Here is a 14,061-nt window from a genome sequence, read left to right as displayed (position 1 = left end):
GTGGACATCACCGTCGTCGGCGAGGGCACCGTCCTGGCCGCGCCCGACACGCTGCGGCTCTACGCGGGCGTCGAGGTGCGCCGCGCGTCCGCCGCGGAGTCCTTCACCGCCGCCAGGGCCGCCGCCGCCCGCCTCACCGAGGTGCTGCGCCAGGAGGGGATCGCGGCGGAGGACGTACGCACGACAGAGCTCTCCCTGGGGCCCGAGTACGAGGCGTACCCGAAGGTGACGGCCTACCGCGCGGCGCAGGGCGTGGAGGTCGTGGTCCGCGACCTGGCCCGGGCCGACCGGATCATCGACACGGTGGCCGGGGTCGGCGAGGAGGCCAGGCTCAACGGGCTGGCGTTCGAGGTGTCCGACCCGTCCGGCCCGCTGAGCGAGGCCAGGACCAGGGCGTTCCGCGACGCCGCCGGCAAGGCCGCCCAATACGCCGGTCTGGCGGGCCGCCCGCTGGGGCGGGTGGTCTCGGTGACCGAGGAGATCGGGGGCGGCCCGCCGCAGCCGCTCCTCAGGGCCGCCACCATGGCCGCCGAGGACGCCTCCTCGATCAACCCCGGCCGCCAGACCCTCACGGTCACCGTCCGGCTCGGCTACGACTTCGCCTAGAAGCCCCGAGGCCCGCACGTCGACGATCGGGCATCCTCTCGGCCGGCGATCACTGCAGAATGTCGGTTGGTGGTGCCGTGAAATGTCGGCTGTGAGCACCACGTTTGTCGGTTCTGGGTGCTGTGAAATGTCGCCGTACCCTCTGTAGGATGTCGTTCCCGCAGATGGAGGCCCTCGTGAATCTTGTGCCGCGACGCATCGTCGATCACGCGCTGGAGTTCCTGGCTGCGTTCAGGGTGGTGATCGTCAATGGGCCTCGCCGTCCGGGAAGACCACACTGCTCCGGCAACTCGAGGCTTGTCGCGGCGGCACATACCTGACCCTGGACGATGGCACGCTGCGTGCGGCCGCGCATGCGGATCCCGAGGTGTTCGTGGCCGACGGGCCCAAGCCGATGATGATCGATGAAATCCAGCGAGGCGGCGATGATCTGGTGCTGGCGATCAAATCGGCCGTGGACCGTTCGGCGGAGCGAGGGCAGTTCGTGCTCGCCGGATCGACCAGGTTTCTCGCGACTCCGTCGCTCAGCGAATCTCTGGCCGGACGGGCGAGCATCATCGAGGTGTGGCCCTTCGCGGAGCAGGAGTTGAACGGCGGCGACAAGTCCTTCCTTGAGCGGGCCTTCGACGAACCGGAGTCCTTCCGGACGACGACGCAGAGTTCTTACGGCAGAGCGGACTACTTCGATCTCATCGCGCGGGGCTTTTATCCGCGTGGGCCGCTGGTGGAGACCTTCATCGCCAACGAACTGGCCAAACAGGCAACCTGGGCTCCCTACCGGCTGAATCTCTTTCACTGGCGTGTCAGCCAGGGAGCCGAGGTCGACCTGGTGGTCGAGCGCACCAACGGCCGGGTGATCGGAGTGGAGGCCAAAGCCACGGACGCCGTGGACCTCAAGGACTTCAAGGGCTTGACCACGCTGAGAGACGCTCTCGGCGAGGAGTTCGTCCATGGGTTCGTGCTCTACACCGGAAAGCGCTCGCTCGCCTTCGGCGATCGGCTGACCGCGCTGCCGATCAGTGCTCTGTGGGACAGGTAGAGGGATTCCGCGCGATCGGTGAAGACGGCGTCCCGGGTTACGGGCGAGCCCGTGCAACGGGTGGGGGATACGGCCGCATTGTGACCATGCGGCCGGGGTCACGTCTTGGCGGCCAGGAAGGCCATCATCGGGGGAGCACATCCGCGGACCTGTCCCAGCCGCCCTTGTGATCGGCGCCGGGCAAGGAGAGCAAGCCGCTGCCGGTGCGCTCGGCGAACGCCCGCATCGGCTCGTGCCACGGATCCTCGCCGGCCGCGTACAGGAACACGGGCACGCCGGAGGCGGCGGGTTCGGCGTGGAGGCCGGGCTCGCGCGAGAACGCCTCGTGATCGGCCCGGAACGCGGCCGGATCCCCTGCCTCGATGAGAGCCGCCTGATAGGGGTCGGTGCCGACCGGCAGGCCGAGGGGCCGCAGTGTGGGCCCGACCGCCGAGCGGAAGCCGTCGACGGCGTCGAACCCGCCGGTGACCAGGCACGTCAGCCGATCCGGGGCGTGCGCGGCGACGGCGATCACCGTGTACGCGGACGTCAGGACCCGGGTGTATCCGCTGTGCGCCCAATGTGCCGCGTCCTGGAACATGCCCGGATGGAGCACCACCGGCGGGCCGTCCCCCACGACCTCGTAGGAGATCTTGAAACTGTTGCTGTGCGCGATGGGCACACATCCTCCAATAGGGCCGGTACGCAGGAACGTTACGACTTGTCCGGAAGGAGGCACCTTCTTGTCGCAACGGAACACCGGGGCAACGCACCAGCCCGCTGCCCGAGGTGCTGGCCTTGATCGGCGGCAAGTGGAGCGCTCAGGTGCTCGTGGAGCTGGGTGACGGTCCGCGCGGGTTCACTCAGCTGGAGCGGGCGACCGAGGACATGGCGAGCCGCTGGAGGCGCTCACGGCCTGGGCCCGCCGCGCCCCTCATCACCGCCGCCCACCGGGACTACCGGCGCCGCTGACGGCATCGCTCGCCAGGAACGCGTTCACCGCGGACCGGAAGCCGTCCGGCTCCTCCACCCAGGGCATGTGCCCGGCACCCCGCAGGACCACGCGTGACACGCGGGGCAGCGCCTGCTCCAGGGAGTCCACCGCCCAGCGGGGCCGGATGTCGTGCGCGCCGTCCACGATCAGCGTGGGGACCTGCAGGGCCTCGCACCCCGCCCGCAGCTCGGGAGTGCCCCAGTGGCGTTTGTCCTGGGCGTTGATGGCGGCGTTGCACTCGAAGTTGACGCCGAGCCAGGGCGTCGCCATGCGCTCGGCCTGCTCCAGCGCCCGGGCCGGGTCGGCGAAGTCCGCCGACCACTGCAGCACCGAGAGCTCCCGGTCCTCGGCGGGCGTGCGGTCGCGGCCCCGCAGCTCCAGCCAGCGCCCCAGGTGGTCGCCCATTCTGGCGCGCAGGTTCCGGGCGTACTCGTCGCCCCAGGGCTTTCCCGGGTCGATGCCCGTGCCGGCGACGTAGACCAGCCCGCGTACGCGCTCGGGGTGGTCCAGGGTGTATCGCAGGGCCAGCTGGGCGCCCCACGAGTGGCCCAGCAGCACCATCGTCTCCAGCTCGAAGTGCCGGCGGACGGCGTCGAGGTCCGCGACCGTTCGAGCCATCGAGTACGGCCCGCGCCGTTGTGAGCGGCCGCAGCCCCGCTGGTCCCAGCGATGCACGGTCGCGACACCGGACAGCAGCGCGGCCACGTCCTCTAAGGTGTCCCACAAGCCCGGGCCGCCGTGACAGAAGACCACGGGGCGGCCCCGGCCGCCGCGGGCCGCCCAGAGCTCGACGCCGTCCTCTGTGGTGATCGTCTCCTCCATGCCGGCCAGTATGGCCCGGCGCGGGTCAGGGGAGGGCGAGCATGCGGTCCAGGGCGACCTTGGCCCAGTGGGTGGTGTCCTCGTCCACCGTGATCTGGTTGACGACCTCGCCCAGCACCAGCGACTCCAGCGCCCACACCAGGTGCGGCAGGTCGATGCGGTTCATCGTCGAGCAGTAGCAGACCGTCCGGTCCAGGAACGAGACGCTCTTGTCGGGGAACATCTGCGCCAGCCGCTTGACCAGGTTCAGCTCCGTGCCGACCGCCCAGCTCGAGCCCGCGGGGGCCGCCTCCAGCGTCTTGATGATGTACTCGGTGGAGCCCACGTAGTCGGCCTTGAGCACGACCTCGTGCCGGCACTCCGGGTGCACGAGCACGTTGACGCCAGGGATGCGGGCACGAACGTCGTCGACGGACCCGGCCGTGAAGCGGCCGTGCACCGAGCAGTGGCCGCGCCACAGGATCATCCTGGCACGCTCCAGCTGCTCGCGCGTGAGGCCGCCGTTCGGGCGGTGCGGGTTCCACACCACGCAGTCGTCCAGGGACATGCCCATCTCCAGCACCGCCGTGTTGCGGCCCAGGTGCTGGTCGGGCAGGAACAGCACCTTCTCGCCCTGCTCGAACGCCCAGTCCAGGGCCCGGCGGGCGTTGGAGGAGGTGCAGACCGCGCCGCCGTTCCGGCCGCAGAAGGCCTTGATGTCGGCGCTGGAGTTCATGTATGTGACCGGGATCACCTGATCGGCGAGGCCGGCGTCCTCCAGGGCCTCCCAGCACTCCTCGACCTGGTCGAACGTGGCCATGTCGGCCATGGAGCACCCGGCCGCCATGTCCGGGAGGATCACCTTCTGGGTGTCGTTGGTGAGGATGTCGGCGGACTCGGCCATGAAGTGCACGCCGCAGAAGACGATGTACTCGGCCTCGGGCCGCGCCGCCGCCTGCTGGGCGAGCTTGAAGGAGTCACCCGTCACGTCGGCGAACTGGATGACCTCGTCGCGCTGGTAGTGGTGGCCCAGCACGAACAGGCGGTCGCCGAGCGCCTCCTTGGCCTTGCGTGCGCGTTCCACCAGGCCGGGGTCGGACGCGGGCGGCAGCTCGCCCGGGCAGTCGACCCCTTTCTCGCTGTGCGGATCGGCGCCCCGGCCGAGGACGAAGAGCGGCAGCCCAGTCTGGGTGGCCATGGCCACACCCCCTTATCGTCGAATTGACGATACTCATGATGGCACACGGGCGAACCTGCTTGTTCCGGGGGTGTGCGACCCCGGGAATGTGTGGCATGGGCCAGGTGTTGGTAGCGTCATTGGTAGGACGTCGAAACCAGACAGCCGGGTTAGGGAGTCACCAGATGACGGTTGAGAGCAGCGAGACCACGGCGCAGGGCCTGATCCTGACTGACGCGGCCGCCGCCAAGGTCAAGAGCCTGCTGGAGCAGCAGGGCGAGGAGGGTCTGCAGCTGCGGGTCGCCGTGCAGCCGGGCGGTTGCTCCGGCCTGCGCTACCAGCTCTTCTTCGACGATCGCTCGATGGACGGCGACGTGGTGTCCGACTTCGGCGGCGTCAGCGTGGTCACCGACCGCATGAGCGCTCCTTACCTCATGGGCGCCACCATCGACTTCGTCGACACCATCGAGAAGCAGGGGTTCACCATCGACAACCCCAACGCCACCGGCTCGTGCGCCTGTGGCGACTCGTTCAACTAGCCGCCAACTAGCCGCGGTCGGCGCGCCGGGTCCCGTTCGCCTTTGTGCGTCCGGGACCTTCGCGTATTCTCGTGGGGCCCATTGGCTTGCTGACAACGAGGAAGAAGAATCCCGTGCGCATCGCCGTCACCGGCTCCATCGCGACAGACCACCTGATGACCTTCCCAGGAAGCTTCGGCGATCAGCTCATCGCCGAGCAGCTCGACCGGGTCTCCCTCTCGTTCCTGGTCGATGACCTTCAGATCCGTCGCGGTGGGTGCGCCGCGAACATCGCGTTCGGCATGGGCTGCCTCGGCTTGAAGCCGATCCTCGTGGGAGCCGTCGGCAACGACTTCGCCGACTACCGGTCCTGGCTCGAGCGCCACGGCGTCGACTGCGACTCCGTGCACGTCTCGGAGACCCAGCACACCGCGCGCTTCCTGTGCACCACCGATGAGCACCACAACCAGATCGCCTCGTTCTACACCGGCGCCATGGCCGAGGCGAGGCTGATCGAGCTGCAGCCCGTGGCCGACCGGGTCGGCGGCCTCGACCTGGTGCTCATCAGCCCCAACGACCCCGACGCGATGCTCCGGCACACCGACGAGTGCCGCCAGCGCGGCATCCCCTTCGCCGCCGACATCTCCCAGCAGCTGGCCCGCATGGAGGACGAGCAGATCCGCCAGCTCGTCGACGGCGCCGCCTACCTCTTCTCCAACGACTACGAGAAGGGGCTCATCGAGCAGAAGACCGGCTGGTCCGACGAGGAGATCCTCAACCGGGTCGGCGTCCGCGTCACCACGCTCGGGCCCAAGGGCGCCGTCATCGACCGCAAGGGCGAGCCCTCCATCCAGGTCGCGCCCGCCCCGGAGAACGGCAAGGCCGACCCCACCGGCGTCGGCGACGCCTTCCGCGCGGGCTTCCTGTCGGGGCTGGCCTGGAGCCTGCCGCTGGAGCGGTGCGGGCAGATCGGCAACCTGACCGCCACGCACGTGCTGGAGCGGGTCGGCGGGCAGGAGTACGAGCTCGGCCAGAAGGGCTTCCTCGAGCGCTTCACCGCCGCGTACGGCGCGGAGGCGGCCGCGGAGATCGCCGAGTACCTCCGCTGCTACCACCCCTGAGACTGCTACCACCCCTGAGACTGCTACCACCCCTGAGACCCGGGGAGCGCCTTGAATCCCCGCCCCGGCCGCCGCATCCGCGGCCGGGGCGTTTGTTTTGCCGCGCTCGCCCGTACGGGACGGGGACCCCGTCCCGCGCGCACAGGCGTCATGCGCGCCGCCGGCGGCGCGCATGACGCCTGTGCGCGCGGTCGTGCGCCGGAAAGGTCAGTAGTTGCGTCTGACGTGGATCGCCCAGCCGCCCTCGGGCAGCTCGTACGAGCCGACGTGGCGGTGCGACTTGAGCCTGCACCACGCCGGTACGTCCGTATAGGCCGCCGGGTCGTCGGCCAGCACGGCCACCACGGCGTTGAGCGGGACGTAGTTGATCTGCTCCGCGAGCATGATGATCGGGATCGGGCACTTCTTCCCGAGCGCGTCGATCGTCAAAGCCGGCTGAGTAACCTCGGTCATGCGACTCCTGCGTCCTGGCGGATGCGGCGCACCAGCTCGGGCAGCACGGCGAGGAACCTGTCGACCTCGGCCGCGGAAGCGCCCCTGGGCAGTGACACCCGGACATTCCCATGCGTCAGCACGCCCATCGCTTCAAGAACGTGCGATGGACGAAGCGTACTAGCGGTGCACGAACTTCCGGACGAAACGGCGAATCCCGCCTTGTCGAGCTCGGTGAGCAGGGCCTCCCCGTCAACGTACAGGCACGAGAAGGTCACGATGTGCGGCGCCCGCTCGACGGGGTCGCCGATCACCTCGACGTCGGGGACGATCTCCGGCACCGTCTCCCTGATCCTGGCGACGAGCTCGGAGATCCTCGCCTGCTCGCGCTCGGCCTCGGCGGCGGTGGCGCGCAGGGCCGCCGCCGCGGCGACGACGGCCGGGACGTTCTCGAAACCCGGCACCCGCCGCCGCTCCCGCTCGTCCTCCGGCAGGAACGAGCGGAACCGCGTCCCCTTCCGCACCGCCAGCACGCCCACCCCGGCCGGGCCGCCCCATTTGTGGGCGCTGGCGGTGAGCACCGACCAGCCCGGCGGCGTCGGCATCCGGCCGGCCGTCTGCGCCGCGTCGACCAGGAGCGGCACGCCGTGCTCCCGGCAGGCCTCGGCCGCCTCCGCCACCGGCTGCAGCGTGCCGACCTCGTGGTTGGCGGTCTGCAGGCAGGCCAGCGCGGTGCCGGGCCGCGCCACGGCCGCGGTGAAGGAGCCGAGGTCCACGCGCCCGGTCAGGCTCACGCCCACCGTCTCCATCGTGCCGCCGTCGCGTTCGTGCAGGGCGCCGGCGTGCAGCACGCTGGAGTGCTCGACCGCGCTCGTCACCAGGTGGCGCCCGGCCCTGCGCCGGCCGTGTAGGGTGCCGAGGACGCCGAGATGCACGGCCTGCGTGCCGGAAGAGGTGAACGACACCTCGTCCGGGCGTGCGCCGAGCGCCTCGGCCACCTCCGTGCGGGCCTGCTCCAGCAGCAGGTGCGCGCGGCGGGCCTGGCCGTACAGTCTCGCGGGGTCGGCCCAGCCGGCGTCGATCGCCGCCAGCAGCGCCTCTCGCGCCTGCGGGTGGAGCGGCTCGCTCGAGGCCGCGTCGAAATACGCCACGAGACTCATCGTCCCACTCGCGGCGCCACCGGGGGTCGGGAGGTAGGGCGAGGCACCTGCACGCTAATGTGTCTGCAATCAGCTGTGCATCTGGAAATACGAGCGCCCAAGGGAAAGACTCTTGGGCTTCATCTGTGGGGTAGGCGATCCGTGAGTCCGACTCGCCGTACGACGCGGCGTTCGTTGGCCCGGCGCAGGGTGCCACGCGCCGCCGCTTTGGCGTTGCTGCTGGCCACTGCTACGGCGTGTGCTAATGACGTCCCCGAGGCCGACTGGTCTCGCGGCCTTCTTCCCGACCATGTCACCGAGCAGGGTGGCATCGTCCAGAGTCTGTGGAACGGGGCCTGGATCGCCGCACTCGCCACGGGTGCCGTCGTCATCGTCCTGATCGTGTGGGCGTCCATCTTCCACCGCAAGCGCAAGGCGTCGGCCGATCTCCCGCCGCAGGTGCGCTACAACCTGCCGATCGAGATTCTCTACACCTTGATCCCGCTCGTCATGGTGTCGGTGTTCTTCTTCTTCACCGCCCGCGACAGCGAGGCGCTCGCGCGGGTCGACGGTGACGCGCCGGTCAAGGTCAAGGTGGAGGCGTTCCAGTGGAGCTGGCGCTTCACCACGACGTACAACGGCAGGACGCTGCAGCCGGTCGCGGGCATGCCCGTCAACGACTACCGCCAGGGTCCCCAGCTGGTCCTCCCGGTGGACACGAAGGTCGAGTTCGACCTGTCGACGGACGACGTCATCCACTCGTTCTGGGTGCCGGCCTTCCTGTTCAAGCGTGACGTGATCCCCGGCATCCCCGAGGGCAACCCGGGCCGCAAGTTCCAGATCACGACCCTCAACAAGCCGGACGTCTACGCGGGCCGCTGCGCCGAGCTGTGCGGTGTCGACCACAGCCGCATGCTGTTCTCGGTGAAGCTCGTCTCGAAGCAAGAGTTCGATCAGTACGTCGCTACGCAACAGGCTGGGAGTGCCCAGTGACCGCCATTCAAGAACCACTTCGCGCGCCGGCCCGGCCCGTCACCAAGGGCCAGGTGATCGCCAAGTGGCTGTCCTCCACTGATCACAAGATCATCGGGCACCTTTACCTGATCACGTCATTCATCTTCTTCCTGATCGGCGGCGTGATGGCGCTGATCATGCGGGCGGAGCTGGCGCAGCCCGGAATGCAGTTCACCAGCAACGAGCAGTTCAACCAGCTGTTCACCATGCACGGCACGATCATGCTGCTGATGTTCGCGACGCCGCTGTTCGCCGGCTTCGCCAACGAGCTCATGCCGCTGCAGATCGGCGCCCCCGACGTGGCGTTCCCCCGCCTCAACATGGTGAGCTACTGGCTCTACCTGTTCGGCAGCATCATCGCCGTGTCCGGCTTCTTCACCCCGGGCGGCGCGGCGTCGTTCGGCTGGTTCGCCTATGCGCCCCTGTCGGACGTGGTCTACTCGCCCGGCATCGGCGGCGACCTGTGGATCATGGGTCTGGCGCTGTCCGGCCTCGGCACGATCCTCGGCTCGGTCAACTTCATCACCACGATCATCTGCATGCGGGCGCCCGGCATGACGATGTTCCGCATGCCGATCTTCACCTGGAACGTCCTGCTCACCAGCATGCTCGTGCTGATGGCCTTCCCGGTGCTGGCCGCCGCGCTGCTGGCCCTCGAGGCCGACCGCAAGCTGGGCACCCAGATCTTCTGGAGCGAGAACGGCGGGCCGCTGCTGTGGCAGCACCTGTTCTGGTTCTTCGGCCACCCCGAGGTGTACATCATCGCGCTGCCGTTCTTCGGCATCGTGACCGAGGTGCTGCCGGTCTTCAGCCGCAAGCCGATCTTCGGCTACATCAGCCTCGTGGCCGCGACGATCTCGATCGCGGGCCTGTCCATCACGGTCTGGGCGCACCACATGTTCCCGACCGGCCAGGTGCTGCTGCCGTTCTTCTCGTTCATGACGTTCCTCATCGCGGTGCCGACGGGCGTGAAGTTCTTCAACTGGATCGGCACGATGTGGCGAGGCCATCTGAGCTTCGAGTCGCCGATGCTGTTCTCGGTCGGCTTCCTGATCACCTTCCTCCTGGGCGGTCTGACGGGCGTCATCCTGGCCTCGCCGCCGCTCGACTTCCACATCAGCGACACCTACTTCGTCGTCGCCCACTTCCACTACGTGGTCTTCGGCACCGTCGTGTTCGCCATGTTCGCGGGCTTCTACTTCTGGTGGCCCAAGTTCACCGGCAAGATGCTCGACGACAAGCTGGGCAAGCTGCACTTCTGGCTGCTGTTCATCGGCTTCCACACCACGTTCCTCGTGCAGCACTGGCTCGGCATGCTGGGCTTCCCGCGCCGGTACGCCGACTACAGCGCCGCCGACGGCTTCACCGACCTCAACATGCTGTCGTCGGTGGGCGCGTTCGTGCTGGGCCTGTCCACGCTGCCGTTCTTCTACAACGTCTGGAAGACCTGGCGCACCGCGCCCAAGGTCACCGTCGACGACCCCTGGGGCTACGGCGGCTCGCTCGAATGGGCGACCTCCTGCCCGCCGCCACGGCACAACTTCACCTCGCTGCCGCGCATCCGCTCCGAGCGTCCCGCGTTCGACCTGCACTACCCGCATGTGTCCGCCAAGTCGCCGAAGGAGGTCGAGGTCTGATGAAGGTCCAAGGGTGGCTGTTCCTCGCGTGCGGCGTGTTCTTCGCCGGTGTCGACGTCGCCTACTGGTTCTGGACCAAGGCGGACACCGGCAAGGGTGAGCCGGTCGGCACCACGGCCATGGCCATCTCGGTCGGGTTCGCGTTCATGGTCGGCTACTACCTGATGTTCACCGCGCGGCGCATCGGCGACCAGCCGGAGGACAACAAGCAGGCCGAGATCAGCGACGGCGCGGGCGAGATCGGGTTCTTCAGCCCCAGCAGCTGGTGGCCGCTGTTCCTGTGCCTGGCGGCGGCCTTCGCCTTCGCCGGGTTCGTGATCGGCTTCTGGATGTTCCTGATCGGGGTCTTCCTCGTGATCATGGCCATGATCGGGTTCGTGTTCCAGTACTACCGAGGCAACTTCTCGCACTGAGACAGCCGAAGCGGGCGTCCCCCTTGGGGGAGGACGCCCGCTTTTTGGTGTTCTTTACCGGTGTCCCGATGTGGTGATTCGGTCACCGTGGGTAATAAGGGAGGCAGAAGCGGTCCGATCATGGGCGAGGGGGCACTCGTGGGGCGCGTAGCGTATGGAGCGGCCGGTCTGCTGGCCTTGGCGCTGCTGACGGCGTGCTCGGCGGGCGGCCCCGACAGGGAGGACCCCGAGGGCGTCACCACTGGCGGTGCAGGCGCGCGGGGCGCCTCCACGTCGTTCTCCCCGCAGGACAAGGCCGCGGACGTGCCCACCGACCAGCCCGTGGTCGTGGCGGTCCACGGGGGCAGGCTCAAGAGCGTACGCGTGGACGGCGGCGGGTCCGGCCCCCTGCCAGGCGTGCTGAGCGCCGACGGCAGCCGCTGGCGCAGCAACGCCACCGCCCGCCCCGGCACCTCCTACACGGTCACCGCCGTCTCCGTGGACGCCGCCGGCAAGGAGAGCCGGGAGACCAGCACCTTCACGACGGTGAAGGCCAAGGAGACGTTCGACATCAAGACCATCACCCCGAACAAGGACGACACCGGGCTGACGGTCGGCATCGGCATGCCCATCATGATCGCCTTCGACAAGCCGGTCACCGACCGCGTCTCCGTCGAGCGCAACCTCATCGTCCGCAGCTCCAAGCCGGTGGAGGGGGCCTGGCACTGGTTCGACGACCAGCACGTGGACTTCCGGCCGCAGGAGTACTGGCCCGCCCGTACGAAGGTGCGGGTGGAGGCGCGGCTGGCCGGGGTGCGCGGAGGGCCGGGCATGTACGGCAAGCGCGACGTCACGGTCGACTTCAAGATCGGCCGCGCGCAGATCACCAAAGGCAGCACCGACGAGCACGTGCTCATCGTGCGGCGGGACGGCAAGAAGATCCGCTCGATGCCGATGAGCGCCGGCCAGGGCGGGCAGTGGAAGTACTACACGACCTCGGGGATCCACCTGGCGATGTCGCGCGAGCCCGTCACCGTCATGACCTCGCCCGGCATCGGGCCCGGCCAGCCCGGTTACTACCAGCTGACGGTCTACAACACGGTGCGGATCTCCAACAGCGGCGAGTACGTGCACAGCGCGCCGTGGTCGGTGGGGTCGCAGGGCCACGCGAACGTCAGCCACGGGTGCGTGAACATCAGCCCGGACAACGCCGCCTGGTTCATCAAGAACACGCTGATCGGGGATCCGATCATCATCACGGGCTCGCCCCGGAAGCTGGAGCCCACGAACGGGTGGGGGCACTGGCAGGAGAACTGGAAGCAGTGGCTGAAATGGAGCTCGCTCAAGGGCGGCCCCACGCTGGGCCTCTGAACCGCCGCATGCCGGACTCCTGACGGCGCCACGACGTCGGGCGAGCCGGCCGGCCAGCCCCGGGAGCGTGGCTGGGAGCCCTGCCATACGGGGGCCGGGCAGACTGGGGGAACGGCCGGAACGCCCGTCACCGTGCCCCTCGGCGTCGTACACGCGCAGCCGTACCGCCGTGCACACGCCAGCGCGCGCCTCCCGGGTGGAGACGCGCGCGAACGGGGCGTGGGTCAGGACGGGCGGACGGAGGAGCTGACCTCGACCCAGCGGTCCAGGAGGGCGGCGGCGGCGCCGGAGTCCACGGCCCGGGCGGCGCGGGCGTATCCGTCGCTCATGGCCGAGTCGAGGTCGTCGCCGGGCCCGTCGTAGGCCACCAGGGCGGCGGCCGCGTTGAGCAGCACCGCGTCGCGCACCGGCCCCGTCTTACCGCCCACCAGGTCGTGCACGGCCTGCGCGTTGAACGCGACGTCCCCGCCCCGCAGCGCGTCAGCGTCGGCGCGCGGGATGCCGAGGACGGCCGGATCGAACGTCGTCTGCGTGGCGGTGCCGTCCTTGACCACCCAGACCGTCGAGGTGCCGGCGATGGTCAACTCGTCGAGGCCGTCGTCGCCGCGGAACACCAGGGCGGACACGCCGCGCTCGGCGAAGACGCCCGCGAGCACGGGCAGCATGCGGGCGTCGAAGACGCCGATGGCCTGCGCCGCCGGGCGGGCCGGGTTGGTGAGCGGGCCCAGGAAGTTGAAGACCGTGGGGACGCCGATCTCCTTGCGCGTCGGGCCGGCGAAGCGCAGCGCGGGGTGGTAGACCGGGGCGAAGCAGAACGCGATGCCCGCCTCGCGCGCCACCTGCGCCGTCTGCTCCGGCGTGAGGTCGAGGCGGATGCCCAGGTGCTCCAGGACGTCGGCGGCGCCGCACGAGGAGGAGGCGGCGCGGTTGCCGTGTTTGACGACGCGGGCGCCGGTCGCGGCGACGACGATGGCGGCCATCGTCGAGACGTTGACGGTGTGGGCGCGGTCGCCGCCGGTGCCGACGACGTCGACCACGGGCCCCTCGACGCTGAGCGGCGTGGCCAGGTCGAGCATCGTCCGGGCCAGGCCCACCACCTCGGACACCGTCTCGCCCTTGGCCCGCAGGGCGATCACGAAGCCGGCGATCTGGGACGGCGTCGCGGAGCCCGACATGATCTCCCGCATGGCCCAGGCCGTCTCGTCCGATGTCAGATGCTCTCCGGCCAGGAGAGCGGAGAGCAGGGCAGGCCAGGTCGTCCGGGAGTCCATGGGCACCTACTTAGCGTTGAGTCGGGTGGAGGAACGACGACGCATGAGCTCGGCGACCGTGTCCGCCAGGACCATGGGCTCCAGGGGCTGGGCCACCACGGCGTCGGCCTTCGACCACTCGGCCAGCCAGCGGTCGTCGCGCCTGGCGATGATCAGGCAGATGGGCGGGCAGTCGTAGACCTCGTCCTTGGCCTGACGGGAGACGCCCATGCCGCCCGCGGGCTGCGTCTCGCCGTCGAGGACGGCGACGTCGATCTCGCCGGAGCCCAGCCACTGGTGAACCTTGGGCTCGGTGGCGCACTCCACGATCTCGACGAGGGGCACGTCGGCCGCGGGCCGCCTGCCGATGGCCTGGATCACCTCGGCTCTGGTGGCGGCGTCGTCGCTGTAGACGAGGACCCTCATCGTGTCGTCGGTGCTCACGGTCGCGCTCACTATCGGTCGTAGCGGTATGGTCACCCTGGATCGTACCGGTGTGCGGGTGTGCAAACCCAGGTTGGCGCCCGAGAGGGGCGTTTTGCGGTAATTATCCCAGGTTGTGAGCGGGTTTGTACCTGCTAACGGGGGGTC

16 protein-coding genes and 1 pseudogene are annotated in these 14,061 nt (G+C 69.3%); 10 read left to right on the top strand and 7 right to left on the bottom strand.

The features are described from left to right. The 3 genes and pseudogenes from ID574_RS33160 (at position 1) to ID574_RS61855 (ending at position 1,645) form a co-directional block, all read left to right on the top strand. A complete protein-coding gene (locus tag ID574_RS33160; protein ID WP_188192925.1) occupies positions 1-606 on the top strand; it encodes an SIMPL domain-containing protein in 606 nt (201 codons plus the stop codon). A 274-nt stretch (positions 607-880) separates the two neighbouring features. Further along, positions 881-1,183: pseudogene (locus tag ID574_RS61860) on the top strand (AAA family ATPase); the annotation flags it as partial. Next, positions 1,169-1,645: a DUF4143 domain-containing protein gene (locus ID574_RS61855; RefSeq protein ID WP_262496081.1), complete on the top strand. Its 477-nt coding sequence runs from the start codon at positions 1,169-1,171 to the stop codon at positions 1,643-1,645. The pseudogene ID574_RS61860 and the gene ID574_RS61855, both read left to right, overlap by 15 nt. Positions 1,646-1,769: 124 nt before the next feature. Here the strand turns inward: ID574_RS61855 and ID574_RS33150 are convergent, their stop codons facing one another. Next, a complete protein-coding gene (locus ID574_RS33150) occupies positions 1,770-2,306 on the bottom strand; it encodes an alpha/beta fold hydrolase (RefSeq protein WP_188192923.1) in 537 nt (178 codons plus the stop codon). A gap of 107 nt (positions 2,307-2,413) precedes the next feature. On the opposite strand from ID574_RS33150, the gene ID574_RS33145 reads away from it, so the two are divergent. Next, positions 2,414-2,596 carry a winged helix-turn-helix transcriptional regulator gene (locus ID574_RS33145; protein WP_188192922.1) on the top strand — a complete coding sequence of 61 codons (183 nt, stop codon included), beginning with the start codon at positions 2,414-2,416 and terminating at the stop codon, positions 2,594-2,596. Here ID574_RS33145 and ID574_RS33140 read toward each other — a convergent pair. Both ID574_RS33140 and nadA read right to left on the bottom strand, forming a co-directional pair. Further along, positions 2,562-3,440: an alpha/beta fold hydrolase gene (locus ID574_RS33140; RefSeq protein ID WP_188192921.1), complete on the bottom strand. Its 879-nt coding sequence runs from the start codon at positions 3,438-3,440 to the stop codon at positions 2,562-2,564. The genes ID574_RS33145 and ID574_RS33140 overlap by 35 nt on opposite strands. Before the next feature lie 25 nt (positions 3,441-3,465). After that, on the bottom strand, positions 3,466-4,617 hold the full coding sequence (gene nadA / locus ID574_RS33135; protein WP_188192920.1) for a quinolinate synthase NadA: 1,152 nt from the start codon (positions 4,615-4,617) through the stop codon (positions 3,466-3,468). A 164-nt stretch (positions 4,618-4,781) separates the two neighbouring features. Between nadA and erpA the strand changes: the two genes are divergently transcribed. Further along, positions 4,782-5,135, top strand: coding sequence for an iron-sulfur cluster insertion protein ErpA (gene erpA / locus ID574_RS33130; RefSeq protein ID WP_188192919.1), 354 nt, complete (start codon positions 4,782-4,784; stop codon positions 5,133-5,135). A 113-nt stretch (positions 5,136-5,248) separates the two neighbouring features. Further along, the gene (locus tag ID574_RS33125; RefSeq protein WP_188192918.1) at positions 5,249-6,235 is read left to right on the top strand and encodes a carbohydrate kinase family protein; all 987 of its coding nucleotides are present in this window, start codon (positions 5,249-5,251) and stop codon (positions 6,233-6,235) included. A gap of 207 nt (positions 6,236-6,442) precedes the next feature. Here the strand turns inward: ID574_RS33125 and ID574_RS33120 are convergent, their stop codons facing one another. Next, on the bottom strand, positions 6,443-6,688 hold the full coding sequence (locus tag ID574_RS33120) for a sulfurtransferase TusA family protein (protein WP_043638353.1): 246 nt from the start codon (positions 6,686-6,688) through the stop codon (positions 6,443-6,445). After that, positions 6,685-7,827 (bottom strand): cysteine desulfurase family protein, encoded by a 1,143-nt coding sequence (locus tag ID574_RS33115; protein ID WP_223167309.1) that lies wholly within the window; start codon positions 7,825-7,827, stop codon positions 6,685-6,687. The genes ID574_RS33120 and ID574_RS33115 overlap by 4 nt, the downstream gene beginning before the upstream one ends. Positions 7,828-7,968: 141 nt before the next feature. Between ID574_RS33115 and ctaC the strand changes: the two genes are divergently transcribed. The 4 genes from ctaC to ID574_RS33095 all read left to right on the top strand — a co-directional run bounded on the left by ctaC (position 7,969) and on the right by ID574_RS33095 (position 12,220). Beyond that, positions 7,969-8,799, top strand: coding sequence for an aa3-type cytochrome oxidase subunit II (ctaC, locus tag ID574_RS33110; RefSeq protein ID WP_188192916.1), 831 nt, complete (start codon positions 7,969-7,971; stop codon positions 8,797-8,799). Then, on the top strand, positions 8,796-10,457 hold the full coding sequence (gene ctaD, locus ID574_RS33105) for an aa3-type cytochrome oxidase subunit I (RefSeq protein ID WP_188192915.1): 1,662 nt from the start codon (positions 8,796-8,798) through the stop codon (positions 10,455-10,457). Before ctaC ends, ctaD begins: the two co-directional genes overlap by 4 nt. Next, a complete protein-coding gene (locus ID574_RS33100) occupies positions 10,457-10,870 on the top strand; it encodes a cytochrome c oxidase subunit 4 (RefSeq protein ID WP_188192914.1) in 414 nt (137 codons plus the stop codon). Before ctaD ends, ID574_RS33100 begins: the two co-directional genes overlap by 1 nt. 138 nt (positions 10,871-11,008) lie before the next feature. Continuing rightward, positions 11,009-12,220, top strand: a complete 1,212-nt coding sequence (locus tag ID574_RS33095; RefSeq protein WP_188192913.1) for a L,D-transpeptidase — start codon at positions 11,009-11,011, stop codon at positions 12,218-12,220. A 224-nt stretch (positions 12,221-12,444) separates the two neighbouring features. On the opposite strand, the gene trpD is transcribed toward ID574_RS33095, so the two are convergent. Beyond that, the gene (gene trpD, locus ID574_RS33090; protein WP_188192912.1) at positions 12,445-13,491 is read right to left on the bottom strand and encodes an anthranilate phosphoribosyltransferase; all 1,047 of its coding nucleotides are present in this window, start codon (positions 13,489-13,491) and stop codon (positions 12,445-12,447) included. A gap of 6 nt (positions 13,492-13,497) precedes the next feature. Next, positions 13,498-13,896, bottom strand: a complete 399-nt coding sequence (locus ID574_RS33085; protein WP_188193131.1) for a hypothetical protein — start codon at positions 13,894-13,896, stop codon at positions 13,498-13,500. Positions 13,897-14,061 lie beyond the last annotated feature (165 nt).

The sequence above is a fragment of the Nonomuraea sp. SYSU D8015 genome (assembly GCF_008065375.1).
In the GTDB taxonomy this organism is placed as follows: domain Bacteria; phylum Actinomycetota; class Actinomycetes; order Streptosporangiales; family Streptosporangiaceae; genus Nonomuraea.
The sequence above is the reverse complement of the archived record's forward strand: the minus strand, read 5'-3'. Positions and strand labels throughout refer to the sequence as shown.